20 protein-coding genes and 4 tRNA genes are annotated in these 26,245 nt (G+C 58.7%); 16 read left to right on the top strand and 8 right to left on the bottom strand.

All coding sequences use genetic code 11. The features are described from left to right. The first annotated feature begins 9 nt into the window (after positions 1-9). The 3 genes from AB4N48_RS16190 to AB4N48_RS16180 all read left to right on the top strand — a co-directional run bounded on the left by AB4N48_RS16190 (position 10) and on the right by AB4N48_RS16180 (position 4,432). Positions 10-1,197 (top strand): MFS transporter, encoded by a 1,188-nt coding sequence (locus AB4N48_RS16190; protein WP_460095567.1) that lies wholly within the window; start codon positions 10-12, stop codon positions 1,195-1,197. Positions 1,198-1,312: 115 nt separating this feature from the next. Then, positions 1,313-2,464, top strand: coding sequence for a TDT family transporter (locus tag AB4N48_RS16185; RefSeq protein ID WP_252877717.1), 1,152 nt, complete (start codon positions 1,313-1,315; stop codon positions 2,462-2,464). A gap of 96 nt (positions 2,465-2,560) precedes the next feature. Next, positions 2,561-4,432, top strand: coding sequence for an MFS transporter (locus tag AB4N48_RS16180; RefSeq protein WP_460093950.1), 1,872 nt, complete (start codon positions 2,561-2,563; stop codon positions 4,430-4,432). A 103-nt stretch (positions 4,433-4,535) separates the two neighbouring features. Here AB4N48_RS16180 and sugE read toward each other — a convergent pair whose 3' ends face one another. The 3 genes from sugE to rdgC form a co-directional block, all read right to left on the bottom strand. Next, positions 4,536-4,850, bottom strand: coding sequence for a quaternary ammonium compound efflux SMR transporter SugE (gene sugE / locus AB4N48_RS16175; RefSeq protein WP_024012188.1), 315 nt, complete (start codon positions 4,848-4,850; stop codon positions 4,536-4,538). A 120-nt stretch (positions 4,851-4,970) separates the two neighbouring features. Next, positions 4,971-5,936 carry a bile acid:sodium symporter family protein gene (locus AB4N48_RS16170; RefSeq protein ID WP_041479525.1) on the bottom strand — a complete coding sequence of 322 codons (966 nt, stop codon included), beginning with the start codon at positions 5,934-5,936 and terminating at the stop codon, positions 4,971-4,973. Positions 5,937-6,079: 143 nt separating this feature from the next. Next, complete coding sequence (gene rdgC / locus AB4N48_RS16165; RefSeq protein ID WP_024012190.1) at positions 6,080-7,000, bottom strand: recombination-associated protein RdgC; 921 nt, start codon at positions 6,998-7,000, stop codon at positions 6,080-6,082. Between the two features lie 159 nt (positions 7,001-7,159). Here rdgC and AB4N48_RS16160 point away from each other — a divergent pair. The 4 genes from AB4N48_RS16160 to AB4N48_RS16145 all read left to right on the top strand — a co-directional run bounded on the left by AB4N48_RS16160 (position 7,160) and on the right by AB4N48_RS16145 (position 7,693). Further along, a tRNA-Val gene (locus AB4N48_RS16160) sits at positions 7,160-7,235 on the top strand. 19 nt (positions 7,236-7,254) lie between these two features. Further along, a tRNA-Asp gene (locus tag AB4N48_RS16155) sits at positions 7,255-7,331 on the top strand. A gap of 190 nt (positions 7,332-7,521) precedes the next feature. Beyond that, positions 7,522-7,597 (top strand) — tRNA-Val (locus AB4N48_RS16150). A 19-nt stretch (positions 7,598-7,616) separates the two neighbouring features. Beyond that, positions 7,617-7,693: transfer RNA gene (locus AB4N48_RS16145), tRNA-Asp, on the top strand. A gap of 89 nt (positions 7,694-7,782) precedes the next feature. Here AB4N48_RS16145 and AB4N48_RS16140 read toward each other — a convergent pair. Both AB4N48_RS16140 and AB4N48_RS16135 read right to left on the bottom strand, forming a co-directional pair. Next, positions 7,783-8,952 carry a catalase family protein gene (locus AB4N48_RS16140; protein WP_460093948.1) on the bottom strand — a complete coding sequence of 390 codons (1,170 nt, stop codon included), beginning with the start codon at positions 8,950-8,952 and terminating at the stop codon, positions 7,783-7,785. After that, entirely contained in the window at positions 8,949-10,760 is a 1,812-nt protein-coding gene (locus tag AB4N48_RS16135; protein WP_460093946.1) for a di-heme-cytochrome C peroxidase, read from the bottom strand. Before AB4N48_RS16135 ends, AB4N48_RS16140 begins: the two co-directional genes overlap by 4 nt. 269 nt (positions 10,761-11,029) lie before the next feature. On the opposite strand from AB4N48_RS16135, the gene AB4N48_RS16130 reads away from it, so the two are divergent. The 8 genes from AB4N48_RS16130 (at position 11,030) to AB4N48_RS16095 (ending at position 20,279) form a co-directional block, all read left to right on the top strand. Further along, positions 11,030-11,746 carry an FKBP-type peptidyl-prolyl cis-trans isomerase gene (locus AB4N48_RS16130; protein WP_016773732.1) on the top strand — a complete coding sequence of 239 codons (717 nt, stop codon included), beginning with the start codon at positions 11,030-11,032 and terminating at the stop codon, positions 11,744-11,746. 292 nt (positions 11,747-12,038) lie between these two features. Then, the gene (locus AB4N48_RS16125; protein ID WP_016773733.1) at positions 12,039-12,494 is read left to right on the top strand and encodes a YkvA family protein; all 456 of its coding nucleotides are present in this window, start codon (positions 12,039-12,041) and stop codon (positions 12,492-12,494) included. 112 nt (positions 12,495-12,606) lie between these two features. Further along, on the top strand, positions 12,607-12,948 hold the full coding sequence (locus tag AB4N48_RS16120; RefSeq protein ID WP_056783977.1) for a helix-turn-helix domain-containing protein: 342 nt from the start codon (positions 12,607-12,609) through the stop codon (positions 12,946-12,948). Beyond that, positions 12,945-13,316: a hypothetical protein gene (locus AB4N48_RS16115; protein WP_003223109.1), complete on the top strand. Its 372-nt coding sequence runs from the start codon at positions 12,945-12,947 to the stop codon at positions 13,314-13,316. The genes AB4N48_RS16120 and AB4N48_RS16115 overlap by 4 nt, the downstream gene beginning before the upstream one ends. Further along, on the top strand, positions 13,317-13,724 hold the full coding sequence (locus tag AB4N48_RS16110) for an SEL1-like repeat protein (RefSeq protein WP_460093944.1): 408 nt from the start codon (positions 13,317-13,319) through the stop codon (positions 13,722-13,724). A gap of 239 nt (positions 13,725-13,963) precedes the next feature. After that, entirely contained in the window at positions 13,964-18,751 is a 4,788-nt protein-coding gene (locus AB4N48_RS16105) for an RHS repeat-associated core domain-containing protein (protein WP_460093942.1), read from the top strand. Then, the gene (locus tag AB4N48_RS16100) at positions 18,748-19,164 is read left to right on the top strand and encodes a hypothetical protein (RefSeq protein ID WP_460093941.1); all 417 of its coding nucleotides are present in this window, start codon (positions 18,748-18,750) and stop codon (positions 19,162-19,164) included. Before AB4N48_RS16105 ends, AB4N48_RS16100 begins: the two co-directional genes overlap by 4 nt. Positions 19,165-19,883: 719 nt before the next feature. Then, positions 19,884-20,279 (top strand): hypothetical protein, encoded by a 396-nt coding sequence (locus tag AB4N48_RS16095; RefSeq protein WP_460093939.1) that lies wholly within the window; start codon positions 19,884-19,886, stop codon positions 20,277-20,279. 111 nt (positions 20,280-20,390) lie between these two features. On the opposite strand, the gene AB4N48_RS16090 is transcribed toward AB4N48_RS16095, so the two are convergent. Together AB4N48_RS16090 and AB4N48_RS16085 are read right to left on the bottom strand one after the other, a co-directional pair. After that, on the bottom strand, positions 20,391-22,172 hold the full coding sequence (locus tag AB4N48_RS16090; RefSeq protein ID WP_423522851.1) for a bifunctional diguanylate cyclase/phosphodiesterase: 1,782 nt from the start codon (positions 22,170-22,172) through the stop codon (positions 20,391-20,393). 118 nt (positions 22,173-22,290) lie between these two features. Next, positions 22,291-24,375 (bottom strand): carboxy terminal-processing peptidase, encoded by a 2,085-nt coding sequence (locus AB4N48_RS16085; RefSeq protein WP_177434207.1) that lies wholly within the window; start codon positions 24,373-24,375, stop codon positions 22,291-22,293. A 138-nt stretch (positions 24,376-24,513) separates the two neighbouring features. Here AB4N48_RS16085 and AB4N48_RS16080 point away from each other — a divergent pair, with 138 nt between their 5' ends. Beyond that, a complete protein-coding gene (locus AB4N48_RS16080; RefSeq protein ID WP_460093938.1) occupies positions 24,514-25,476 on the top strand; it encodes a zinc-binding dehydrogenase in 963 nt (320 codons plus the stop codon). 96 nt (positions 25,477-25,572) lie between these two features. On the opposite strand, the gene AB4N48_RS16075 is transcribed toward AB4N48_RS16080, so the two are convergent. Continuing rightward, on the bottom strand, positions 25,573-26,226 hold the full coding sequence (locus tag AB4N48_RS16075) for an HAD family hydrolase (RefSeq protein ID WP_056783998.1): 654 nt from the start codon (positions 26,224-26,226) through the stop codon (positions 25,573-25,575). Positions 26,227-26,245 lie beyond the last annotated feature (19 nt).

The raw sequence follows: 26,245 nt of genomic DNA, 5'->3' as shown, positions 1-26,245 counted from the left end.
ACCAGCCCCTTGAATAGTGTCGCTTCCCACCGGTCCAGCTTGTGGTTTCTGGCGATCACCTTACTCAGTTTTCTCGCCGCTTCCACCGCTCCGACGCCGTTGTATCACTTGTATCAGGATCAGCTGCATTTCTCGGCAGCGATGTTGACGCTGATCTTCGCCGTTTACGCTTTCAGTCTGTTGGCGGCGTTGCTGACGGTTGGTTCGCTTTCCGACCATCTCGGACGCAAACCGGTGATCTTCAGTGCAGTGCTGCTCAATGCGCTGGCGATGCTGCTGTTCATTTATGCCGACAGCGTGTCGTGGTTGATCAGCGCACGGGTGCTGCAAGGTTTCGCCACCGGCATGGCCACTGCCGTATTGAGTGCAACGCTGCTCGACACCGACCGTCAGCAGGGGCCGCTGATCAACAGTGTCGCGCCGTTACTCGGGATGGCTTTGGGCGGTTTGGGCTGTGGCTTGCTGGCAGAATTCGCACCAGCGCCGTTGCAGCAGACCTATTGGTTACTGTTGGCACTGTTTGTGTTGCAAGGCGTGTATGTCTGGCGCCTGCCGGAAAGTGTCTCGCGGCAAGGTGGGGCGCTGGCGTCGTTGCGGCCGACCCTGCACGTGCCGGTGCAAGCGCGTTCAACGTTGTGGCGAGTGCTGCCGCTGAACACCGCAACCTGGGCGCTCGGAGGTTTTTATGCCTCGCTGGCACCGTCGTTGGTGCGCACGGCCACTGGCTCTACCTCCAATCTGATCGGCGGCGCTACGGTCGCGGCGCTCACCGTGACCGGAGCGTTGATGATTTTCATGATGCGCAATCGTCCGGCCGCTCAGGCGTTGCGGCTGGGCGCGAGCTTGCTGCCGATCGGGCTAGTGCTGATTCTGCTCGGTGTGCATGGCGCCAGTCTGTCGCTGTTTTTCTTTGGCACCCTGGTCGCCGGTTGCGGCTTCGGTTCCGGTTTCCTCGGTGCGGTGCGCAGTCTGGTGTCGCTGGCCTCGCCACACGAGCGAGCCGGGTTGATGTCGGCGTATTACGTGCTCAGTTATCTGGCGTTCTGTTTGCCGGCATTGCTTGCCGGGCACCTGGCGCGCAGTTTCGGGTTGCTGGCGACCACTGATGGTTACGGCGTTGTATTGATCGTGCTGGCCGTGGCTGCGCTGCTGCTCAGTCTGCGTCCGCAGACAGGCAGAGTTTGCAGCGCTCCTTAAGCGCGTGTAGATACTTATCTGCAAAACAGATAACATTTAGAGATATTACCCGTTATATCGATATTCGATTCGGATCTACCATGGACTCCACCTCACCAGAGGACAGGAGTTCATGATGATTTGCCCCAACAGTGTCACCCCCGGCTACAAACCTTTCAGCCAGCTTCAGCATCCGCGTGAAGTGATCCGCCAGTTCACGCCGAACTGGTTCGCCGCGACCATGGGCACCGGTGTGCTGGCATTGGCGCTGGCCCAGTTGCCGCTGGCCATTCCCGGATTACGCGTCGTGGCCGAGGGGCTGTGGCTGTTCAACATTCTGTTGTTCAGCTTGTTTACTGCTGCCTACGCCGCGCGCTGGATTTTGTTCTTTGACGAGGCGCGGCGGATTTTCGGTCATTCCACTGTGTCGATGTTCTTCGGCACCATTCCCATGGGCCTGGCGACGATCATCAACGGCTTTCTGTTGTTCGGGCTGCCGCGCTGGGGCGACGGTGTCATTCAGCTCGTTGAAGTGTTGTGGTGGATCGATGTAGCGATGTCGCTGGCCTGCGGTGTGTTGATTCCGTACATGATGTTTACCCGTCAGGAACACAGCATCGATCAGATGACTGCGGTCTGGTTGCTGCCGGTGGTGGCGGCGGAAGTAGCAGCGGCCAGCGGCGGTTTGCTCGCCCCGCATCTGACCGACGCCCATGGGCAACTCGTCGTACTGACCACCAGCTATGTGCTCTGGGCTTTCTCCCTGCCGGTGGCGTTCAGCATTCTGACCATCCTGTTGTTGCGTATGGCTCTGCACAAGCTACCTCACGAAAACATGGCCGCGTCGAGTTGGCTCGCCCTCGGTCCGATCGGCACCGGTGCGCTGGGCATGTTGCTGTTGGGCGGTGAGGCGCCAGCGATTTTTGCCGCCAATGGCCTGGCAGGCGTCGGTGAAATCGCTGCGGGCCTGGGCCTGGTGGCGGGGATTACGCTGTGGGGTTTTGGTCTGTGGTGGATGTTGATGGCGCTGCTGATCACCGTGCGTTATCTGCGTGACGGCATTCCGTTCAACCTCGGCTGGTGGGGCTTCACCTTCCCATTGGGCGTGTATTCGCTGGCGACGCTGAAACTGGCAAGTATCCTCAACCTGACATTTTTCAGTGTATTCGGTACGGCGCTGGTGATTTTGTTGGCGGCAATGTGGCTGATCGTCGGCAAGCGCACCGTGCAGGGCGCGTGGCGTGGCGAGCTGTTTGTCTCGCCGTGTATCGCAGGTTTGAAGAAATAATCCGAAAAGTTTAGGTAAGGTGTGGCCTGGATCGTGGTGCGGGATTCCAATAACAAGCACCCAGGCCTCACTACCTAACATCAGGAAACACGGAAGATGAGTCACCCCTCACAGTTCAACCTGTTGCGCACCCGGCGCTTTTTGCCCTTCTTTATTACCCAGTCGCTCGGCGCGTTTAACGACAACGTGTTCAAGCAGTCGTTGATCCTCGCCATCCTCTATCGGCTGACCATCGAGGGCGATCGCTCAATCTGGGTCAACCTCTGCGCGCTGCTGTTTATCCTGCCGTTTTTCCTGTTCTCGGCGCTGGCCGGGCAGTTCGGGGAAAAATTCGCCAAGGACGCGCTGATCCGTCTGATCAAGCTCGCGGAAATCGCCATCATGGCCGTAGGATCGATCGGCTTTCTCTTCGATCATCTGTCGTTGATGCTGGTGGCGTTGTTCGCCATGGGCACGCATTCGTCGCTGTTCGGCCCGGTGAAGTATTCGATCCTGCCGCAGGCCTTGCGCGACGATGAACTGGTCGGCGGCAACGGTCTGGTGGAAATGGGCACGTTTCTGGCAATTCTCGCCGGCACCATCGGCGCCGGGATCATGATGTCGACCGAGCACTACGCGCCGGTAGTCTCCGCCGCGATCGTCGGCATTGCCGTGCTGGGTTATCTGGCCAGCCGCAGTATTCCGCGTGCGGCGGCATCGTCGCCGGAAATGCGCCTGAACTGGAACATCTTCAGCCAGTCCTGGGCGACGCTGAAACTCGGTCTGGGCCAGACGCCAGCGGTGTCACGCTCGATTGTCGGCAACTCGTGGTTCTGGTTCGTCGGGGCGATCTACCTGACGCAGATCCCGGCCTACGCCAAGGAATGGATGCACGGTGACGAAACCGTGGTCACGCTGATCCTGACCGTGTTCTCGGTGGGCATCGCGCTGGGTTCGATGCTCTGCGAGAAGCTCTCAGGGCGCAAAGTCGAGATCGGTCTGGTGCCGTTTGGCTCGTTTGGCCTGACCGTGTTCGGCCTGTTGCTGTGGTGGCATTCCGGTGGGATCCCGGACAGCGTCACCGGCCATAGCTGGATTGCTGTGCTGGGCTTCGTGCACACCTGGGCGGTGTTGATCGACATCCTTGGCCTCGGCATTTTCGGTGGCTTCTATATTGTCCCGCTGTACGCGCTGATCCAGTCGCGTACGGCTGAAAACGAACGGGCGCGGGTGATTGCCGCCAACAACATTCTCAACGCGTTGTTCATGGTGGTGTCGGCGATTGTTTCGATCGTTTTGCTGAGCGTCGCCAAGCTGTCGATCCCGCAACTGTTCCTGGTGGTGTCGCTGCTGAACATCGGCGTCAACGCCTACATCTTCAAGATCGTTCCGGAATTCAGCATGCGCTTCATGATCTGGCTGCTCAGCCATTCCATGTACCGCGTCGAACATCGCAACCTTGAAGCGATCCCGGACGAGGGCGCGGCGCTGCTGGTGTGCAACCACGTGTCGTTCGTTGACGCCTTGCTCATCGGCGGCGCCGTGCGTAGGCCGATTCGCTTTGTCATGTACTACAAGATCTACAACTTGCCGGTACTGAACTTTATCTTCCGCACGGCGGGCGCTATTCCGATTGCCGGACGCCAGGAAGATATCCAGATCTACGAAAAAGCCTTCACACGCATCGCTCAGTATCTGAAGGACGGTGAGCTGGTGTGCATTTTCCCGGAAGGCAAATTGACCGCCGATGGCGAGATCAACGAGTTTCGCGGCGGCGTGACGCGGATTCTCGAAGAGACCCCGGTGCCGGTGATTCCGCTGGCGCTGCAAGGATTGTGGGGGAGTTTCTTCAGTCGCGATCCGAACAAGGGCTTGTTCCATCGCTTGTGGTCGCGGGTGACGCTGGTGGCGGGGCCGGCTATTACCGAAGGGACCGAGCCGGCGAAGTTGCAGGTGTTGGTGGGGGAGTTGCGCGGATCCGTCAGATAGTTGTTGACTGGACGGCCCTCATCGCTGGCAAGCCAGCTCCCACAGGTTCGATGGTGTACACCAATCTTGTGGGAGCTGGCTTGCCAGCGATGGGGCCGGTGGCTTAAGCGCTGACCTTGAGCCCGATCAACCCGGTAACGATCAACGCCACACTGACCAGTCGAATCAGCGCCATTGATTCGCCAAACAAAATGATCCCGGCGATCACCGTGCCCACCGCACCTACGCCGGTCCAGATCGCATAAGCCGTACCCAATGGCAATTCCTTCATCGCCAAGCCCAATAGACCCAGACTGATGGCCATGGCGGCAACGGTCAGGGCGGTGGGAAGCGGGCGGGTGAAGCCGTCGGTGTATTTCAGGCCAACGGCCCAGCCGACTTCGAACAGGCCGGCGCAAAACAGAATGATCCAGGACATGCAGGACCTCCATCGATTGACGGGGTCGTCCCCAGATGAATGACTCGATCGAGCCGCAGGGTCGTCCCCGCGTTGCGCAATATACTGACGAGCATTAACCCGGGGATCAAGTTTTCAGCCTCAATCGGCAGCCCGTTGCGCGAGGTTGTCGCGGTCTTCCTTTTCGCTCATGCGCCGGAAGTACGTCGATAGCAGTGCTCCGGAAATATTGTGCCAAACGCTGAACAGCGCGCTCGGCACCGCCGCCAGTGGCGAAAAGTGCGCACTGGCCAATGCCGCGCCCAGTCCCGAATTCTGCATGCCGACCTCCAGTGCCAGCGACTTGCGCTGAGCCAGAGGCAAGCCGAACAGGCGTCCGGTGAAGTAGCCGAGCAGATAACCGAAGCTGTTGTGCAGCATCACCACGGCCATGATCAGCAGGCCGGACTCGGCGATTTTCGCCTGACTCGCCGCGACCACGGCTGTGACGATAATCACGATGCTGACCACCGACACCAGCGGTAACACATCCACCGCATGCCGCACCTTGTCGCCGAGCAAACGCTGCGCGACCACGCCGAGAACGATCGGCAACAGCACCACTTGCAGGATTGACCAGAACAGCTCCATGAACGATACCGGCAGCCACGCCGAGGCCAGCAGCCAGATCAGTGCCGGGGTCAACAGTGGGGCGAGGAGGGTAGTGACCGCGGCAATCGCCACTGAAAGCGCCAGATCACCGCGTGCCAGCCAGGTCATCACGTTCGAAGAGGTGCCGCTCGGGCAGCAGCCGACCAGAATCACCCCGACGGCGATTTCCGGCGGCAGGTGAAACACCTGGCAAAGCAACCACGCCACACCGGGCATGATCACGAAATGTGCAACCACGCCCAGCGCCACCCGCCACGGATGGCGAGCGACGGCAGCGAAGTCGTCGAGCTTGAGGGTCAGGCCCATGCCGAACATCACCAGACCCAGCAGCGGTACGATCGCGCTTTTCAGGCCAATGAACCACGCCGGTTGCAGGAAGGCCACGACGGCGAATATCAGAACCCAGTAAGCGAAGGTATTGCCGACAAAGCGGCTGAGTGCAGCCAGTGCGCGCATGGCTTGATCCTTATTATTGGTTACACCACAAAACATTGTGGGAGCGAGCCTGCTCGCGAAAGCGGTGAGCCAGATACATTAATGTTGCTGGCGCACCGCATTCGCGAGCAGGCTCGCTCCCACAGGTTAGATGCTCGTCAGAGTCAGATCCCCTGCGGCATCTCTTCCCCACCCAACGCTTCAACCAGTGCCGGCAGGAAGTCGCCGAAGGTCAGCATCATCAGGGTGAAGCTGGCATCCAGTTGGCCCAGGGCTTCATCACCACCGTCCTGTTCCGCCTGATCCTGCAGCAGATCCTCGAATTTCAGGCGCTTCACGGTCATCTTGTCGTCGAGCATGAACGACAGTTTGTCCTGCCAGGCCAGCGACAGCTGAGTGACGACTTTGCCGGTGCTCAGGTGCAGCTGGATTTCCTCGCTGGTCAGGTCCTGGCGCTTGCAGCGGACGATGCCGCCGTCTTCGTGGGTGTCGCGCAGTTCGCACTCGTCCAGTACATAGAAATCGTCGGCGGCTTTCTGTGTGGTGACCCACTCGGTCATCACCGCAGTCGGTGCCATTTTCACGGTCAGCGGACGCACGGGCAGGGTGCCGATCACTTCGCGCAGCGTCGACAGCAGGTCTTCGGCGCGTTTCGGGCTGGCCGAGTTGACCAGGATCAGGCCCTGTTTCGGCGCGATCGCGGCGAAGGTCGACGAACGACGGATGAACGCGCGCGGCAGAAACGCCTGGATAATTTCATCCTTGATCTGGTCGCGTTCCTTCTTATAGACCTTGCGCATCTGCTCGGCTTCGATCTCTTCGACCTTTTCCTTGACCGCGTCACGCACAACGCTGCCCGGCAGAATACGTTCTTCTTTACGCGCAGAGATCAGCAGGAAATCGCCGCTGACATGCACCAGCGGCGCATCTTCGCCCTTGCCGAATGGTGCGACGAAACCGTAAGTGGTCAGCTCCTGGCTTGCACACGGCCGCGCCAGTTTGGTCGCCAGTGCAGTTTCCAGCGCCTCGGCATCGACAGGCAGGTCTTGGGTCAGGCGATAGATCAGCAGGTTCTTGAACCACATGGGGCGAGTCACTCCTTTATACAAAGGGGGGCATTATTGTCTTCGCCGGGGCATAGGCCAACCCTTCTCTAAGCCTTTGGAAGGCCTCGGAAAATTATTTAAAAAAGTGCTTGCCAGAGGTTGGGGTGCTCCGTAGAATGCGCGCCACACCGAAGCGAAGGGTGATTAGCTCAGCTGGGAGAGCGTCTGCCTTACAAGCAGAATGTCGGCGGTTCGATCCCGTCATCACCCACCATTCGTTTCAAGTGTTTAGCGCAGCGGTAGTTCAGTCGGTTAGAATACCGGCCTGTCACGCCGGGGGTCGCGGGTTCGAGTCCCGTCCGCTGCGCCATATTCGGTAACCTGGACCACTGAACGCCAGGTAACCACGGAAAAACCCGCTGATGCGGGTTTTTTTCTGTCTCAAGGTTGTACCCGCGGGATGTATCGTTTCACCGGTTTTCAGATTTTTTTGAAAAATATTCAATTAAATCAACACTTTACGAAAACTTGTGGCATAATGCGCCCCGTAACGAAGCGAAGGGTGATTAGCTCAGCTGGGAGAGCGTCTGCCTTACAAGCAGAATGTCGGCGGTTCGATCCCGTCATCACCCACCATTCGTTTCAAGCGTTTCGCGCAGCGGTAGTTCAGTCGGTTAGAATACCGGCCTGTCACGCCGGGGGTCGCGGGTTCGAGTCCCGTCCGCTGCGCCATATTCGGTATCTGGAACTGAACGCCAGACACCACAAAAAGCCCGCCTTGTGCGGGCTTTTTGCTGTCTGCGATTTATGAAATCGCCGCGCTACTGCGCCGCATTGCGGGCATGCCGATAATCGCTCACCGCCTCATACACCGCCCTGCGCAAGCGATTGATCCCGCCAATCGGCCGATGCGCCTCAATGCCGAACCACGGGTTGAACGACAGGTTGTCGCATTGCAGATTCAGCGCCGGCGTATCGAAGTCCTGTGCGGGCAGGGTGATCCGCGCCACCGTTGCAAACGGCGCATCCTGCTCACGCCACTCAATGCTGGTGTCTTCGATCGGCATGTACTTGTTCGCGTCCTGGCGCTGGATCTGCAAGGCGAAACACGCCGGCACCCGATCCGTGGATAACTGTTGATTCAGTGCACTGCGCAGAAAATTCGGCAAGTCGTGATTCTGTTTGGGCAAGGTATACGCCGGGCAACGCTCCGGATCCGGCACGACGCGGAATTTCGCATTGGCCTCACCGAACTTGTAGGGTGATACAGAGAAATATGTAGTCTCGGTCGGACTGTCCGGCGGCGCTGACAGGGTTGCCAACGCGATGAATAGATGGCGGACCTGCCAGGTGCGCGGATCCCACGTCGGAAAAAACGCCATGACCTTCTTGCCGTCAGCCTGCGCCGCTACATTCTGACGATACTCGGCGACATCGCTGACAAAGAAATTCGGATGGCTGAACATCACGAAATCCTGTTCATGCTGGTCCTGGCGGTTGCCGAGCAGTTGCTTGCCAGGAACCTCGAACAGCTTGATTGCCATCCCGCGCGCGTCGCGAATGCTGTCGAATTGCGGGTAGGCATTACCGTTGGACAACCGGATCAGCGCCTGCCAGGTCTTGCCCGGCTCGCTGAACACCCCCTGCCGCAGCGATTGCGCCAGTTCCGGTAACACTTGCACTTGCGCCTTCACGCAGCCATGCGCCTTGGCGTGGGCATCGCGCAGATAACGCGTGCTTTCGCGATGCTGGTCGACGATGCGCACAGCGGTTTGAATGATGTCCTGGGTCATCGCCGCTTCGCCTGGTGGAATCTGTTCCTGCGCCGACACCGGCCCACGATGCTGCCAAGCGAACCACGCGGCGGCGATGGCCCAGCCGAGCAGGCCGATGATCAGCAGGATCAGCAGCGTCTTGCCAAGCAAACGCCCCAACCAGAGCCAGAAGCGAGCCAGTGGCGGCAGTTCTTTTTTGAATGTCGGCATGATCATGGCAACTGCGCCTCCAGTGGTCCGCCCAGCACTTTCAGGTATTCGAGCAGCGCCCAGCGCTCCTCGGGTTGCAGGAGGCGGCCGATCACCCCGTTGCCGCGAGCGCCGGCGCGGAATTCGTGGCCGCTGTTATGGTTGCCGCTGATGCGCGTGTCGAACAGAAAACCGTTGGTGAAAGGTTCGGTGCGATAGCCGAGGTGGCGCGGGTCGTATTCGAGCGTGCCTTTATAGAAGGTGGTGGCGCGCTCATCCTGCGGTGACAGCAACTGATAGATGCTTGGCACCGAACCGTTGTGCAGAAACGGCGCAGTCGCCCACACGCCAGCCAGCGGTCGAGCCTTGTAAGCGACCTTCTCGCGCACGCCGATCGGCAGGCCGAAACCGTCCATGCGCGGTTTTTCTTCCGGCGTGATCTGCGCGTCGCGATAGGCACGGTTTTCCACGAACGCGGTGACGTAAGCCAGGCCCTTGGCCACCGACAATTGGCTCAGATCAAGCGGCGCTTTAGGTTCGGGGTGCAGTCTGACGTCCATTTTTTCCAACTCTTTGACATCCCATTGCAGCGCGCTCAGGTCGAAACGATGGCTGGCAACGTTGTTGGCCGCATTGGGATCGGTACCGATCACGTCTACGGGCAGCATGTGCAAGTGCTGCACCCAGCGTTCGCCTTCCTGCGATTGGCGCGGGACATGGCAGCCGACGCAGTTTTCCGCGAACAGCGCGCGGCCTTTGGCGGCCAGCGGCTTGTCGATCGCACCGAACAGATCTTCCGGCCAGGTCGGCGGCTTCAACTGCTGCAAGGTTTCTTCGATGGCGTGCAGATCGCGCACGCGCACGCTGGAGGGGTAGCGCTCAGCACCTTGCAGCGGCTGGCCGTTGCCGTCGAAGAAATTCAATGTGGCTCCGACGCCGAGCGCTTCGCCGATATTGCGCGCCATCGGCTGCTGGGCCGAGCCATTCCACTGCACCCAATCGAACGTCCACATGTCCCACAGCTGCGGATAATCCACCGGGGCATCGGCTACGCGGTAGTTGGCAGGGGAAATCGCATCGCCAAACGTCGCGTTGGCAATCCGGCCGAACGCATCGGTGCGCCCCGGGCCTTCCTCGGTCGGGTACAGGCCGCGATGGGTGTCGTTCCACGCCACTTTGATGAAGGTGTTCAGCGAGGTCTTGAACTCGCTGCGCAATTGTTCGCGGCGCGCTTCGTAATCATCTCCGAGCACCTGGCGGGCGAAGCGCTCGAACTTCCACGGGTTGTAGTAAGTCGAGGCGAGACTGGCGACCAGGGCCTGTCCGAAACTGCCACCGCGCAACGTAGGAACGCTGGAAGGCAGCACGTGCTGTGCGCTGCCGCCATCGATACGTACGGCCTGGCCTTTGACGCGCAACTCGCCGGTGTGGCAAGCGGCGCAGGTGATGTCCAGATAATGCTCCGAGGCGTTGCCGGGATTCTGGTGCCGGGCAAAACCGACGGGAAGGTTGCCGGGGTTGTTCGCGCTCGCTTTCTGCTGCGGGTCGACCAGGAAGCCGAAACGGGCGAGATATTCAGGGGAGGCGAAGCGCTGCTCGGAGAAGGGCAATTCCAATGCCTGAAACCACTCGTAACGCAGGCCTTTGACTTGCGTACCTTGGGGCGTGAAGTAGTAGGTCTGCCGTTGCTCTTCGCTCCATTGATCCAGGTAACGTACCTGTTGCGGCGGGGTGTAGAAGGGCAATTTCGGACTGGCGACGTAATAGACGATCACCGCGAGGGCGATTATCGCCAGCACGATCACCAGAGTGAGAACGCGGAATAGAAGGCGCAAGTTAAACATCCTTGTCGAATTGTTGCGCTGTTATGCCTGAGCCATGACTGCTGGGCAAGTGGCCATTACGCCAGACGCTGAGGCAAGCTCCGATGACGCTTGTCGTCCGTGGATGACAGAAGCTTCATCCAGCCGTTGCCCAAATGCGTTTTAATCCCTGAACTTATCGGAAGATTCCTGCTCTCATGCCGGTAGCCATTGGTCGTGGCGGCCTGATAAGCTCGCGGCTTTACTCGATTGCCCATTCGGCGCATGAACAAGGAAATAGCATGAAACAGCATCGGTTGGCGGCGGCGGTAGCCCTGGTTAGCCTGGTACTCGCGGGTTGTGACTCGCAGACCAGCGTAGAGCTGAAAACCCCGGCGCAAAAAGCTTCCTACGGCATCGGCCTGAACATGGGCAAAAGCCTTGCCCAGGAAGGCATGGATGATCTGGACTCCAAAGCGGTAGCCCAGGGCATCGAAGATGCCGTTGGCAAGAAAGAACAGAAGCTGAAAGATGAAGAACTGGTCGAAGCCTTCGCCTCGCTGCAAAAACGTGCTGAAGAGCGTATGGCCAAGATGAGTGAAGAGTCGGCAGCCGCCGGCAAGAAATTCCTCGAAGAGAACGGCAAGAAAGCCGGTGTGACCACCACCGCTTCCGGCCTGCAGTACGAAGTAGTGAAGAAAGCCGACGGCCCACAGCCTAAGCCGACCGACGTCGTAACTGTTCACTACACCGGCAAGCTGACCAACGGCACCGTGTTCGACAGCTCCGTAGAGCGCGGCAGCCCGATCGATCTGCCAGTCAGTGGCGTGATCCCGGGTTGGGTTGAAGGTCTGCAACTGATGCACGTTGGCGAGAAGTACAAACTGTACATCCCTAGCGATCTGGCTTACGGCGCTCAGTCGCCAAGCCCGGCAATCCCGGCCAACTCGGTTCTGGTTTTCGACCTGGAACTGCTGGCCATCAAGGATCCAGCCAAAGAAGACGCCGCTGCCAAGTAACACGCAACGGCTCGAAAACAACGCCTCGCACATGCGGGGCGTTGTTGCATCTGCAGGTCAGGGAAGGTAAACAGAGCGAACTGACAGCGATCAGCACAGTCATAGCTTTGAGGCTGCCCGCGCTAGACGCCCTGAGCTGCCAAGTCAATGAAATATTGGGCTTTTTTATGTGAGTAAAAAACGCCCGATCTGAGCGCAGCCCTTATGAAACGGGGCTCTCAGCGCTGAAATGCAGCTCTGTTCACAAGGTTATCCACAATTTGTGTGGATAACATTTCAACGGGAAGAATAGATGAAAGCTCCGTGGAATTTCGCTCGATTCCTGCCGTTGGCCGGTCGCCTGCTGGCCCGTGGACGCCTGCCGACCCTGTTGTTTGCCGTGGCCAGCAAAGGCGCCGCGCAAGGCAATCGCCTGGGCAAACTCAAGGATGATCTGCGCTTGCTGCAGTCGCTGTGCCTGGCCTACTGGCGTGGCGAGTATCGCGCGATCAGTGCCAAGTCGCTGATTTCGGTGGTGGCGGGCCTGATGTATTTCCTCAGCCCGGTGGATGCCATTCCGGATTTCATTCCCATGTTCGGCATGCTCGATGACATCGCTGTCCTCGCCTGGCTGATGAAAACCCTCGATGACGAGCTCAACGCCTTCCGCCTGTGGCGCAAGCGCCAGCAACCCGAGAAGCTGGCGGTGGTTGAGCGCCTTCCTGATACCCCTGAACAATTGCAGCTGCAAGGCCCGAAAAAGCCCTGACTGACGAAGACTGCCTACAGATAGATACCACTCGCGACCTTGGCCGCTGTTAGGATTACACTTCTAGGGAAAAGTGCCGACTCGCTAAGTGGTGTTGTCCTACGGGGTAGTCATGGATATTCAGATAATTGCACGCGATGGCGAACCCGAATACGCGGTTCTGCCGTGGGCTCAATATCAGGCTTTACTGAAAGCAGCAGGGATCAACGCAACACCGGTGCAGCAGCCAGCAGCGCCGCTCGCCGCCTCGCCGGAGCCGATTCTTCCGGGTCTGGATCAATTACGCAGTTTGCGCGAAGGGAAGGGCATCGCCATCGAGGCGCTGGCCCGCACGGTAGGTATCAGCCCGTCTTATCTGGCCATGATCGAAAGTGGTGAGCGTCAGCCCGACGCCGCGATTCGCCGCAGCCTGGCCTGGGAACTGACGGTGCCGGGTTGGAGGGACGAATCGTGAGCGTACGCATCAGTCGTCAACATTGGGACGGATTGCTGGGGGAACTGGACCAGGCGCGTCGTCAGCGCCATCTTCTCACTTATCGAGCCTTGCTTGAGCGTTTGCAGCTGCCGACGCCGGCGATGCAGACACTGACGGCTGCGCTGGAGCATCTGGCCGCACTGGATGCCAAAGCCGAGCAGCCGTTGCGCAGTTCGCTGGTCATCAGTCAGGGCGCCAGTCGTTTGCCGCGTACCGGTTTTTTTGAATGTGTCGAGCGTCTGGGGCGCTTTTCCGGGCCGTCGGATGGCGTTGCAGCGGCGTCCTGGCATGCGTCGGAAGTGGTGCGCGTCTTCGAATACGAATACCCGGAATCGGCGGAGGCTTGAGTGTTTCTGCGCCTCAAGGCGCGGGCCGGTTATTGGCTGGCCCGCCGGCTGTTTCGTTGGTCGTGGTTCGTTCGCCAGCCGCGTGGCTGGCGCTGGCTTGAAGGCCAGTTCGCGCGCATGGCCAACCTCGGCGATGTCGATGCTCAAAGCTTTTATGGGCACATTCTGACTTTTCGCGGCGTCGGGTTGGGCGCGCGTGAAGAGGGTGTGCGTTTACTGCGTCTGGCGGCGTTTGCCGGCGACGGTAAAGCGGCGTATCAAGTCGGCGTCATCAGCCTCGCCGGTACCCCGAGCAAGGCGCCGGATCCCGTTGAGGCCGCTCGTTGGTGGAGCATGGCCGCCAAGGCCGGGCATCCGTTGGCCGAGCTGAAGCTGCAACAGCTGAAGGCTGGTGATTCAACGCAGTAATTCCATGTATGTCTTCTAAGTAAACGCGGCGTGAGGTTTTCCTCACGCCGCGTTTACGTTTCTGCCTGCACGTTTTTCGCTTGATGCTGGATTGCAGATTAGTCCTACATCCTTTGCCTACTCGCCTGACTTCTTTCCTCTTTGATCCCCCGCACAGTTCCCGCGACTAATTTCTTGCGCGAGGGACCGCTCATGCTTCAGCCCGTTTTTCAGTCCACCTTGTTTGCTCGCGTGTGCTGATGGAAGCCATCGCGCGCATCGAGCAGGAACTCGACAGCTTTCCGCAAACGCTCAGCCTCTACCGCAAACAGCTTGATCACTGGCTCAGTCGCAGGGTGGACCAGATCAGCGAGGCAGCAGACCTGCCATCGCTGGTGGGCATGGAGCGGATCATCCGCTTCGGCGATAGCAGCACGGCGGTCAGTAGCAGCGACGAGGAGTTTTCTTCCAGCGTTGTCCAGTGCCCGCAGGGCGGGCTCATGCAGATCGAGAGCAAGTTCGAATCGGTCTACGACATCCCGCTGGGCAACATTTCCGTCGATGTGGTCGACGTGGATAGCGGCAAGACCGCGCCGGTCACCCTTGATCAGCAGGGCAAGGGCGAATTCAGAGGTGAAGAGGGCAAGTTCTACCGCGTTCTTGTGCACAGCGCTGTCACCTCCAATCAAGTCGCGAAGCTGTTCGAATCCTATGACGGTTTGACCGGCGAGCTGGACGGCTGGCTGCGTAGCGAGTGGCAAGGTTTCAAGCCGCAGTGGTCACAGTCGGTAGCGGCCGCAGCCAGCAACGGCATGCTCGCCGGCAGTTGGGCGGCCATCGAGGGGGTATGGGACAGCCTCGGACTGCTCTCGGAAATTCTTCAGGAACCCGGCAAGTTCGCCGAGCGTTTGGGCAGTGGCGCGGCTGAGCTGATCGAGCTGGCACAGACCGCGCCAAATCTCATGGAAAAGCTGCAGTTGCTGGTCAGTGACGAAGCGGCGATGTGCTTGCTGCTGCGGTCGGCAAGCCTGTGGCTGGACATGCTGCCGCCCAGCGAGATTGCCGGCAAATCTGCTGAAGTGGCGTCGATGATGATCGTGCAACTGATCATCGATGTGCTGATCAGCGTGGTGCTGACGTTTGTCGGAGCGGGGGCGGGGATCGCTTATCTGACGCTGCGTCTGGCTGACCGCGCAACGCAGCTGTTCAACGTCACTAGGCGTCTGGTCAAGGCGCTGTTCAGCATCGTCAGCGCCTTCATTGAATACGTCGACCGCTACAAAGCCGTTGCCGCTCGGGGCATCGCCGCCGGGGTGAAAAAGGGCCGGTTGCAGTTGCGCTGGGATGCCAAGCGCAACGCCATGTTGAAGAAAGACGAACAGCACTACGACGTCCCCGACCAGGCGAAAAACCCCAACGGCGATGCCGCCGATTGCGTGCCCAATACTTGCAAAAACGGCTGCCCGGTGTCGATGGTCACCGGCGAAGAACTGCTGACCCTGACCGACGCCGTGCTCGACGGCGTGCTGCCCTTCGAGTTCACCCGCTTGTACCGCAGCAGCGCGGTCGAGATCGACATCGGCCTGGGTTTCGGCTGGAGCCACACGCTGGCCCATCGCCTGGCCTTCGACGGCGATGGCGTGATCTGGATCGACCACGAAAACCGCCGCACCCGTTTTCCCCTGCCCAACGTCGCGCGCCCAGCCATTCACAACAGCCTGTCGCGGGCGGCGATCTTTCTCGGCGATGAGCCGGAAGAACTGATTCTGGTTTTGGCCGGCGACAGCGCGCGCTTTTATCACTTTCGCGCCGGCCGGCTGACGGCGATCAGCGATGTCTACGGCAATCGTCTGACCCTGCAACGCGATCGCTCCGACCGCATTCAGCGTCTGGACAACGGCGCCGGCCGCTCATTGCTGTTGCGTTATGACCGCGCGCAGCTGGTGGCGATTGATTATCAGGTGTTCGTCCAGGGCGAGTGGACCACCGAGCAAACCCTTGCCACCTACAGCTTCGATGCCCGGCAACGCCTGCTGACCGCGACCAACGCGGTCGGCGACAGCGAACGCTACGACTACGACGACCATCACGTCATCCTCCAGCGCCAGCTGACCGGCGGCGCGAGCTTCTTCTGGGAGTGGCAGCGCGAGGGCAAAGCGGCGCGCTGCGTGAGGCACTGGGCGTCGTTCTCGCAGATGAACACCCGTTACGTCTGGAACGATGACGACGCCAGCGTGACCGTGCATTACGTCGACGGTACCGAAGAAGTCTACGTCCACGACGAGCGCGCACGGCTGGTGCGGCAGGTCGCGGCCGATGGTGGCGAGCAGCTCAAGGCCTATGACCAGCAGGGCCGGTTGATCGCCGAGCAGGATGCGTTGGGCGCGGTTACCGAATACCGCTACGACGAGGTCGGACGGCTGATCGCGCTGATTCCGCCGGACGATGCACCAACGTCCTACGAGTACCGCAACGGTTTTCTCTACAAGCGTTGCCGTGGTGATGCGGTGTGGATCTACCGGCGCAACGCTGAAGGCGCCGTCACCGAAGCGGTCGATCCCGACGGCCAGGTCACCCATTACTACTACAACCTGCGCGGGCAATTGCTGTCGCTGCGTTATCCGGACAGCAGCCGCCACCGCTGGGTGTGGAACGAGCTCGGTCAGCTCATCGAAGAAACCCTGCCCGATGGCGGCGTGCGGCGCTTTTCCTACGATGCGCTGGGACGGCGGATTACCACCCAGGACGAATTTGGTGTTGTCAGTCGTCAGCAGTGGGACGCGGCCGGCCGACTGATCCTGACGACTTCTCCTACGGGCAGCACGCGCGCCTACAGCTACGGCGCCTACGGCCAGATCACCGCTGAGCGCGACGAGCTCGGGCGCATCACCCGCTACGAATATGACGACGACCTGCACCTGGTCTCGCGGCGGATCAATCCTGACGGCACCCGCGTGCAGTACCGCTATGACCATGCGCGGCTGTTGCTGACCGAGATTGAAAACGAGTCCGGAGAAAAGTACCGACTGGATTACACGCCGACCGGATTGATCCGACAGGAAACCGGGTTTGATGGGCGGCGCACGGCGTATGCCTACGACCTCAACGGGCACCTGCTGGAGAAGACCGAGTTTGGTGATTTCGGCCCCAGTCTGGTTACCCACTATGAGCGCGACAAGGCCGGGCGTTTGCTGGTCAAAACCCTGCCCGATGGCGCCAAGATCCGCTACGACTACGACCGCCTCGGGCGCTTGGTTGCCGTTGATGACGGGCAGAACCATCCACTGGCCTTCGAGTACGACCGTCAGGATCGGCTGATCACCGAGCATCAGGGCTGGGGCACCTTGCGCTACGCCTATGACGCCTGCGGTCAGCTCAAACGCCTGCGTCTGCCGGACAACAGCAAGCTCGATTATCACTACGCCAAGGGCGGTGCGCTGTCAGCCATCGACCTCAATGGCACGCCGCTCACGCGCCACGTCTACCAGTCCGGTCGCGAACAGCAACGCCAGCAAGGTTTGCTGCTCAGCGAATACTCCTACGACAATCAGGGCCGCTTGCTCGCCCACGCTGTAGGCCATCGCCACGCCTCGCTGTACCGCCGCGATTATGCCTACAGCGCCAATGGCAATCTCGAGCACATCGCCGACAGTCGCCACGGCCAGCGCACCTACGGCTATGACGCCCTTGACCGGTTGATCCGCGTACGTCACTCACGCGACGAACTGCCCGAATCCTTCGCCCACGACCCGGCGGGCAACCTGCTGATGCAGGACCGCCCCGGTCCCGCGCAGATCAAGGGCAACCGCCTGCTGATGCAAGGCGACCGCCATTACGACTACGACGCCTTCGGCAACCTGATCCGCGAACGCCGAGGCCACGGCCAGACCCTGGTCACCGAATACCGCTACGACTGCCAGCACCGCCTGATCGGCCTGACCCGCCCCGACGGCCAGACCGCCACTTATCACTACGACGCCTTCGGCCGGCGCATCCGCAAAACAATCGACGGCGCCGTCACCGAATTTTTCTGGCAAGGCGAACACCTCGTCGCCGAAAGCAGCGCCACGCAATACCGCAGCTTCCTCTACGAACCCGGCACCTTCCGCCCACTGGCGATGCTCGACGGCAAAGGCCCGAAAAAAGCCTGCCCCTTCTACTACCAACTCGACCACCTCGGCACCCCGCAGGAACTCACCGACTACAGCGGCGAAATCGTCTGGTCCGCGCAATACGACGCCTACGGCAAAGTCGCCGCCGTCACCCTCGCTGGCGAGGATTACCTCGACCAACCGCTGCGGTTTCAGGGGCAGTATTTCGATGCGGAAAGCGGATTGCACTACAACCGCCATCGGTATTACGACCCGAGATTGGGACGGTACCTGACGCCGGATCCGGTGAAGCTCGCGGGTGGGTTGAACCAGTACCAGTACGTGCCGAATCCGACGGGGTGGGTTGATCCGTTGGGGTTGAGTTGCATTTGTCCACCGTCAGCGCCGCGACGTCCTATGCGGTACGAGGCTGGTCGCGTGGTCGTCGAAGAGGGAGCGCCCCCGCTGCCAAAGATGACGGCGCAGGAACGACGGGCGAGGATTGATGAAGTGGCTGAGGAGAATGCGAAACGGCGCGTTTATGAGTACGAAGAACGTTATGACATGCACACGGTAAGGAAACACGGTCCCGAAATTCCTGATCATGCTCTAAAACAGCGCGCTATCGATGGCACTGATCCTCACACTGGAATCACTCCATTTCCTCCAAGGGGAAATCCCAGCTCACAGTTTCATAACTGGCGCATGCATTTGGGAGCATTGAACAAGGCGATGACGAAAGATAAACATGGCTTAATCAGACATACTGGTAAAGATCACAATGAGACTCCAATTGTCAGGTTGGAGTTGCCCGGCGCAGGGCGTGGCTGGAAGCCGAATAGGAACGATCCTGAAAACCCGATTTTGAATGAAAATATGAATTGGTTTGAGGTTAAATTCGATAAAATCAACACCCAAGAGCCATTCACGGGTTATCCCTCGGAGAAGAAAATATGATTAAAGATCCGTATTTGGACGAGCTTTTCAAGCCAAGGTTTACTTGGTTTGTTGGTGTCTTGGACGTTTATGATCGGGAGGAAACTCTCGGCATGGAGCTGGGCGCATATAACCCAGATATATCAGAGGATAGAGAGAGGCTAATAAGGAAGTATTGTTTGAACTTGCCCTATCTTTCATACAGGCATAAGTTTGTTTTGTTCGAGGCGTTAGAAGAAGCGCTAAGCGATTCGGCCTATGACTTTGAAAGCTTATTCGATATTGATGAAAGCGAAACCTGCAGTTGGCCTAGGGCAGAATGGTATTCGTTGGAGAGTCCCCGCTGTTTTTTTTCGGATGTGTACCGTTTGGCTGCTGAAGTTTGGAGGGAGGATATTGATAAGGCTGCTCGCGAAGATAGGTCTACATGGTGATTGCCATTAGAATGTGAGGGTTATAGTCTGTTGGTGAAAGGGGCGGCAAGTTAGGCGGTTGCTCAGAATTGATAAATTAGCTGCTGCTTAAATTTTTCACGCTCTTACAATGTTGGGACGACTTGGTGGGGACGAGTTTTAATAAGCAAGAAATATTTCAAGCCATAGTCTACCGATCCGATACTCCATGTTTTACTGGCCAAACTCATTTTCACTTCAAAAATGAAACAGCAGAAGAAAATCGCTCGTAGCGTATGGTATGGACTCGAAGGGACGAGCTACGACAATATTGCACAAGAACTTCCGTGCAAAGATCACTCAAGTCGAAAATGGGTCTCAATATATGCTATATACAAATATTCTTTCTCAGGCGATCCGCATCAATATTACGATTTTATTCATAAATCGAAAGGGTTTAGGTTTTCGATTGTAGTGTTTACTTTGGCTATTAAAGAAATTGGCTCCAGCGATGGTATTGATGATCGGGATGTCGTGATATTAAACTTTGTGCCCGTTAATTCTGAGGAGGATATCTATACGGTTTTGGAACGGCTCGCGATCAATCCGGAATTATTCTGCCCCCCATGGCGGTGCGGGTATCCGATTTGATTAGTCCATTGCCACCGCCGGCGTAGAGCACACAACGCGATGTTGATGGAGTCTGTGAACTAACGAATTCACACGAGAGTAATATGGGGCGAGCCTCATCAAACGGAAAAATGAGCATTTACAAAGTGATTTCTAGAAAAGTATGGTGGGGGCTGGAAGCTAGAAATTACACAGAGATAGCCCAAGAGATGCCTTCGCATGATCGTTCGCTTCGGAAATGGGCTGCCATTTATGCTGTGTATCACTTGAATTTTATGGATAGGCACCCAGGAGAACGCTATTACGACTTCTTTGAGGATTCCAAGAGCTCTAAGTTCGTCTTCATTGAGTTCACCGTGCCAGTTCATATTTTGGAAACCAGAGATGGTTTTGGTGCTAGCGATACCACAATTACAAAACTGAAAAAAATGGAGACGGAGGACGAAATAAATGCCTTTCTTGAATTGAATGGGATCAATCCAGAGTTGTTCGTTCCCCCTTGGGCTTGCGACTATCCGATAGATTGAGAATTAGTCGTGACTACTTACTACCCTTCCGTGTCTTGAAAGAGGGGCATGTGATCGCTAGATTATGATTGTGAACTACATGGAGTTCATGATGCGCTACTGTGCTGGGGTTTAACCAACTAGCTGTGATGTCTGGGCCGGAGGCGCTATAGCATCGAGCAAATACACACTAAACCCCACAACCCCCTTCGCATGATGCTTAGCCTGCGAAGCCATCTCCGCAAGCTGGCTGGCATCAAGCGCTGCACAAGCTTCAGGTCGCAAATGCACCACCCCGATCGATAACGACAACAACGCAAACTCCTGCCGCACACCCTGGCGATTCGGCGCAATAAAACATCCCGCCTCAAGGTGTTCAGGCCGATAGAACCGGCGGCATTGGCTTTGGAAATCGTCGAGCAGTTGGTTGAGGCGTTTGCGCCAGTCTTCGGGGCCGAGGACGAGGAGGAAGTCGTCGCCGCCTATGTGACCGACAAAGTCGCGGGTGGGGTCGATGCGTTCGTTGAGGCATTGGGCGAGGCAGAGCAGGACTTCGTCGCCGCGACCGTAGCCGTAGATGTCGTTGAAGGGTTTGAAGCTGTCAATGTCGACGTAGCAGATGATCGATTCGCGGGCCTGTTGCAGCAGGCGGGTGAGGCACTGCTGGATCGGTACGTTGCCCGGCAGCAGGGTGAGGGGATTGGCGTAGCGCGCCTGTTGGATTTTCAGTTCGGTGATCAGTTTCAGCACGTCGATCACCCGGCCGAGGCCTAGATAACCGCCGTTGAGGGTGATGATGAAGTCTTCTTCGATGCGCTGGCGGGCGCGGCTGGTGATCAGGCGGCTGACTTGCTGCAGCGACTGGCTGATTTCCACGGCGAGGAAATCATCGTTCATCAGGCGGCTGATCGGTTTGCGCGCGAACAGATCGGTGGCAAACGGTTTGAGCAGTGCGTCCGACAGCGAGTGGCGATGGACGATGCCGCAGGGCTGGCCTTGTTCGTCGAGCACCGCGAGCGAATTGAGGTTGGCCTGGCGGCGGAAGGCTTCCAGTACCGTCGCGGTGGGCGTATCGCGTTGCACGGCGGGCTGGTCGTTGAGCAGGGCGCTGAGGTCGCTGCCTTCGTCATTCAGCGCGACGGCGCTGCTGTCGTGTTTGGGCATCATCGCGCGAGCGTCGCGGGACGGATGTTCCTGAGGGCGGCCGAGCAGGTAGCCCTGCACCAGGTCGACGCCCATTTCAGTCAGCACCGCGAGTTCTTCCGGTAGCTCGATGCCCTCGGCGATGACTTGCGCGCGCGAGGCTTTGGCAATTTGCAGAATCGAACCGACAAACTCTCTTTTCAACGCATCCTGATGAATGCCATCAATGAAGTGCCGGTCGATCTTCACGTAATCCGGACGCAATTCCGACCACAGGCGCAGGCTCGAATACCCTGCGCCCAAGTCGTCCAGCGCAATGGAAAAACCCATCGCCCGGTAGTGATGCAGGGCGGTTTGCAGCAACTGGAAGTCATCGATTGGCGTCTGCTCGGTGAGCTCGATGACCACTTGGCTCGGCGCAATGCCCAAGTCCTGCAGCAGTTGCAACGTACGCCCGGGTTGGTGCGCGGCTTCGAGCAAGGATTCTGGAGACACGTTAAGGAACAGCTTGCCCGGCAGTTGCTGTTCGTTGAAGCGGCGGCAGGCGCTTTGTCGGCAGGCGATTTCCAGTTCACTCAATCGACCAGCCTGTCGTGCAACGGCGAACAGGGCAATCGGCGAGTGAAGAGGGCTGTTGGACGGCCCACGGGTGAGGGCTTCGTAACCGAGAATGCGGCGTTCGGAGAGACAGATGATCGGCTGGAACAGACTGTGCAAACCGCTTTGAGTCAGGATCGAGCTCAAGGCGCTCAGCTGTTCGGTCGTGGTCATGGCAGTCTCTGGCGATAAAAAAAGGACCGGGAGCGCTTGCTCCCGGTCCTTTATTGCACGACAGAATGATGACTGTTTGATGACGATCCGTGGATCGCCAGCACTAAATTGCCATCACTTACTTCTTGGCCACCTGATTGCTCAGTTTCAGGTAATCCAGCAGTACGCGCCCGGTTTCGCTCAGGTAGGCATCGTCTTCCGGTTTGACCTTGTCCGGCTCGGCAGCGGCCAGTGCGTCTTCGTCTTCTTTCTTCAGCTCTTTGAGCGGTTCTTCGCCTTTGGCCTTGCGACGGATGTTCTCCATCGCCAGTTGCTTGGCGTCGATGTCGGCGTGCTGGGCACGACGATCGGCTTCGTTGAGGCTGACGGTTTTTTCTTCCATCAGTTTCTGCGCCAGGGCCAGCTTGTCGCGGATGAACACGAACTCGGCATCCTTGTTGGTGCGCGAGTCATGTTCGGACTTCAACTGGGCGAGGAACGGCTTGAACGGATCGGCCGCCGGCTTGATCGCCGCGCGAATGGTGTCCCACGGCATGGCTTCCGGCAGGGCACTTTCGCCGATTTCCTTGGTGTCGATCAGCGACGGGTAGTCGATGTCCGGCAGTACACCCTGATGCTGGGTGCTCTGCCCGGAGACACGGTAGAACTTGGCCAGGGTCAGTTTCAGTTCGCCGTGGTTCAGCGGCTGAATGGTTTGCACAGTGCCTTTACCGAAAGTCTGGCCGCCGATGATCAATGCGCGATGGTAGTCCTGCATGGCGCCGGCGAAGATCTCCGAGGCCGAGGCGGACAGGCGGTTGACCAACAGCGCCATCGGGCCTTTGTAGAACGCGCCCGGGTTTTCATCTTCGAGCACGTCGACACGGCCGTCGGCGTTACGCACGAGTACGGTCGGACCTTTGTCGATGAACAGGCTGGTCAGCTCGGTGGCTTCCTGCAGGGAGCCGCCGCCGTTGTTGCGCAGGTCGATGACCACGCCGTCGACTTTGTCCTTCTGCAGCTCGGTCAGCAGCTTCTTGACGTCGCGAGTGGTGCTCTTGTAGTCCGGATCGCCGGCACGGAATGCCTTGAAGTCGAGGTAGAAGGCCGGGATCTCGATCACGCCAAGTTTGTAGTCCTTGCCGTCCTGTTTCAGGCTGAGAATCGACTTCTTCACGGCCTGATCTTCGAGCTTCACCGCTTCACGGGTGATCGGCACGATCTTGGTGGTCTGGTCGTTCGGCGCATTGCTCGCCGGAATGACTTCCAGACGCACCACGGTGCCTTTAGGACCGCGAATCAATTTGACCACTTCGTCCAGACGCCAGCCGACCACGTCGACCATTTCCTTGTTGCCCTGGGCAACGCCGATGATCTTGTCGGCCGGAGCGACTTGCTTGGTCTTGTCCGCCGGGCCAGCCGGCACCAGACGCACGACCTTCACTTGATCATTGTCGCTCTGCAACACGGCACCGATGCCCTCAAGGGACAGACTCATGTTGATGTCGAAGTTTTCCGCGTTATCCGGCGACAGATAGTTGGTGTGCGGGTCGTAGGACATGGCGAAGGTGTTGATGTACGCCTGGAAAATGTCCTCGGCACGGGTCTGGTCGAGGCGCGCCAGCTGATTCTTGTAGCGCTTGGTCAGGGTTTCCTGGATCTGCTTCGGGTCTTTGCCGGCGATCTTCTGGCGCAGCACTTCGTCCTTGACGCGTTTGCGCCAGAGGTCGTCGAGTTCCGCGGTGGACTTGAGCCAAGGCGCGTCCTTGCGATCGATCAGCAAGGTCTCCTTGGTGTTGAAGTCCATCTTGTCGACGCCTTTGTTCAGCTCGGCAAGGGCGAAGTCCAGACGCGCTTTGACGCGGTCCAGGTAGCGCTTGTAGATGGTGAACCCGGCGTTGAGGTCGCCGCTTTTGAGGAAGTCGTCGAACTGGGTCTTCCACTTGTCGAATTCGGCGATGTCGCTGGCCATGAAATAGCTGCGCGACGGGTCGAGCAGCTTGATGTAGCTGTCGTAGATGATCACCGAGCGCGCATCATCGAGCGGCGGCTTGCTGTAGTGGTGACGCTTGAGCAACTCGACGACGTTCAGGCTGGCGATGACTTCATCGCGATCAGGCTGCAACTTGTCCCAGCTGTTGGCTGCGAATGTGGTGCCCGACACCGGCAACAGGCCGATACCGATGAAAAGAGCGAGGGCGGTGCTGGGGAGCAGATGCTTCATGCTGATTCGACGCGGGGACAATTGATAACGCATATTAGGCCGTCTTTGAAGTCGCCGGTTCTTTGAGAGCCGGTCGCATAATGCAAAAAGCCCGGCGCTACAGCTTCGGGCTCAGTCCAGACTCACTATGGAGGCAGTGTGAAGGCATTGCAAGGCGTTGAAGGTCAAGTGGCATGGGTTGAAGAGCCGAGTCCGACGTGCGATGTAGGACAAGTCCGCATCCGGGTGGCGGCAGCCGGCCTCAATCGCGCCGATTTATTACAGAAAGTGGGGCTTTATCCGCCACCACCCGGGGTCAGCCAAGTGCTTGGTCTTGAGTGCTCCGGGGTGATCAGCGAGGTCGGCGCGGGCTCGTCCTGGCAAGTCGGTGACCGGGTCTGCGCCTTGCTGGCCGGGGGCGGCATGGCCGAAGAGGTGGTCGTCGACGGACGGCATGTGCTGCCCGTGCCCGAAGGTGTTTCGCTGATCGAGGCGGCGGCATTGCCCGAGGTGTACGCCACCGTCTGGCTGAATGTGTTTCAACTTGCAGCGCTGAAACCCGGTGAGAAAATTCTCCTGCACGCCGGCGCAAGTGGAATCGGTTCAGCCGCCATTCAGCTGTGCAAAGCCTTCGGCAACCCGTGCTGGGTCAGCGTCGGTTCCGCCGAACGCCTGGCTTACTGCGAAGCGTTGGGTGCGCAGGGCGGCGTGGTGCGCACCGATGAAATTGAAAGCCTGCGCGACTTCGGGCCGTTCGATGTGATTCTCGACCCGGTGGGCGGCAATTATGCGGCGCTGAACCTCAAGCTGATGGCGCTGGACGGACGTTGGGTGCTGATCGGTTTGATGGGCGGGCGCGAGGCGAAACTGGATCTGGCGCAGGTGTTGGCCAAGCGTGTGCAACTGCTCGGCTCGACGTTGCGCAGCCGTAGCGATCAATTCAAGGCCGATCTGCTCAGTGATCTGGGCCAGCATGTGTGGCCGCTGTTTGCCGAGGGCCGCTTGCGTCCGCAATTGGCCAGAGCCTTTGCGGTGAAGGATGCCGAAGCAGCGTTTGCCGAACTGGCGAGCAATACGGTGGCGGGCAAGTTGGTGCTGGTGATCAATGAGGGTTTGAGCTGACAGCAAAGCAAGGTCAAAAGATCGCAGCCTTCGGCAGCTCCTACAGAGGCACGCATTCCAAAAGTAGGAGCTGCCGAAGGCTGCGATCTTTTGCTTTTATTTCCAGAAGTGGATCGGCCAGCCGGATTTTTCCGCGTGCTCGAGTAGCACCGGATCCGGATTGACCACGTGTGGAAAATCCACTTTCAACAGCAGCGGCAAGTCATTGCGCGAATCGGAATAGAAACTCGCGCCCTCTAGGTTTTCTTCTTCGGCGTCCAGCCATTCCAGCAGGCGAGTGATCTTGCCTTCGCGGTAGGTCAACGTGCCCACGGTATGGCCGCTGTAAACGCCGTGCGCGACTTCCAGTTCAATCCCTAGAATCTCGTCGATGCCGAGTCGATCGGCAATCGGTCTGACCAGGTGCGTGCCCGACGCCGAGATCACCAGAATCCGGTCGCCGGCCTTGCGGTGCGCGGCGATGGTTTTGGTCGCGTCGCTGAAGATGATCGGTTCGATAAAGTCTTCAACCCACGGCCCGACCAGGTGCTCGACTTCTTCTGGCGTACGGCCGATCAGCGGTTCGAGGCTGAACGCCATGTAATCTTCCATGCGTAATTTGCCATGGCTGTAGGCGTCCATCAGTTCGTTGTTCTTGCGCATGAACGACTCGGGATCGACCCAGCCCAGGCGCCCCATCTGCTCGCTCCAGAGGGTGGCGCAGTCGCCGTGGATCAACGTTTCGTCCAGATCAAAAATTGCCAGGGCCATCAGTGCAGTTCTCTCTTCA

This window comes from Pseudomonas sp. S2_C11 (genome assembly GCF_054668395.1).
The sequence above is the reverse complement of the archived record's forward strand: the minus strand, read 5'-3'. Positions and strand labels throughout refer to the sequence as shown.

Bases quoted from the DNA above. Each gene is read 5' to 3' on its own strand.
- AB4N48_RS16185 (WP_252877717.1), top strand. From the start codon at position 1,313: ATGATTTGCCCCAACAGTGTCACCCCCGGCTACAAACCTTTCAGCCAG.
- AB4N48_RS16180 (WP_460093950.1), top strand. From the start codon at position 2,561: ATGAGTCACCCCTCACAGTTCAACCTGTTGCGCACCCGGCGCTTTTTG.
- sugE (WP_024012188.1), bottom strand. From the start codon at position 4,850: ATGTCCTGGATCATTCTGTTTTGCGCCGGCCTGTTCGAAGTCGGCTGG.
- AB4N48_RS16170 (WP_041479525.1), bottom strand. From the start codon at position 5,936: ATGCGCGCACTGGCTGCACTCAGCCGCTTTGTCGGCAATACCTTCGCT.
- rdgC (WP_024012190.1), bottom strand. From the start codon at position 7,000: ATGTGGTTCAAGAACCTGCTGATCTATCGCCTGACCCAAGACCTGCCT.
- AB4N48_RS16140 (WP_460093948.1), bottom strand. From the start codon at position 8,952: ATGATCATGCCGACATTCAAAAAAGAACTGCCGCCACTGGCTCGCTTC.
- AB4N48_RS16130 (WP_016773732.1), top strand. From the start codon at position 11,030: ATGAAACAGCATCGGTTGGCGGCGGCGGTAGCCCTGGTTAGCCTGGTA.
- AB4N48_RS16125 (WP_016773733.1), top strand. From the start codon at position 12,039: ATGAAAGCTCCGTGGAATTTCGCTCGATTCCTGCCGTTGGCCGGTCGC.
- AB4N48_RS16120 (WP_056783977.1), top strand. From the start codon at position 12,607: ATGGATATTCAGATAATTGCACGCGATGGCGAACCCGAATACGCGGTT.
- AB4N48_RS16105 (WP_460093942.1), top strand. From the start codon at position 13,964: ATGGAAGCCATCGCGCGCATCGAGCAGGAACTCGACAGCTTTCCGCAA.
- AB4N48_RS16100 (WP_460093941.1), top strand. From the start codon at position 18,748: ATGATTAAAGATCCGTATTTGGACGAGCTTTTCAAGCCAAGGTTTACT.
- AB4N48_RS16095 (WP_460093939.1), top strand. From the start codon at position 19,884: ATGAGCATTTACAAAGTGATTTCTAGAAAAGTATGGTGGGGGCTGGAA.
- AB4N48_RS16090 (WP_423522851.1), bottom strand. From the start codon at position 22,172: ATGACCACGACCGAACAGCTGAGCGCCTTGAGCTCGATCCTGACTCAA.
- AB4N48_RS16085 (WP_177434207.1), bottom strand. From the start codon at position 24,375: ATGAAGCATCTGCTCCCCAGCACCGCCCTCGCTCTTTTCATCGGTATC.
- AB4N48_RS16075 (WP_056783998.1), bottom strand. From the start codon at position 26,226: ATGGCCCTGGCAATTTTTGATCTGGACGAAACGTTGATCCACGGCGAC.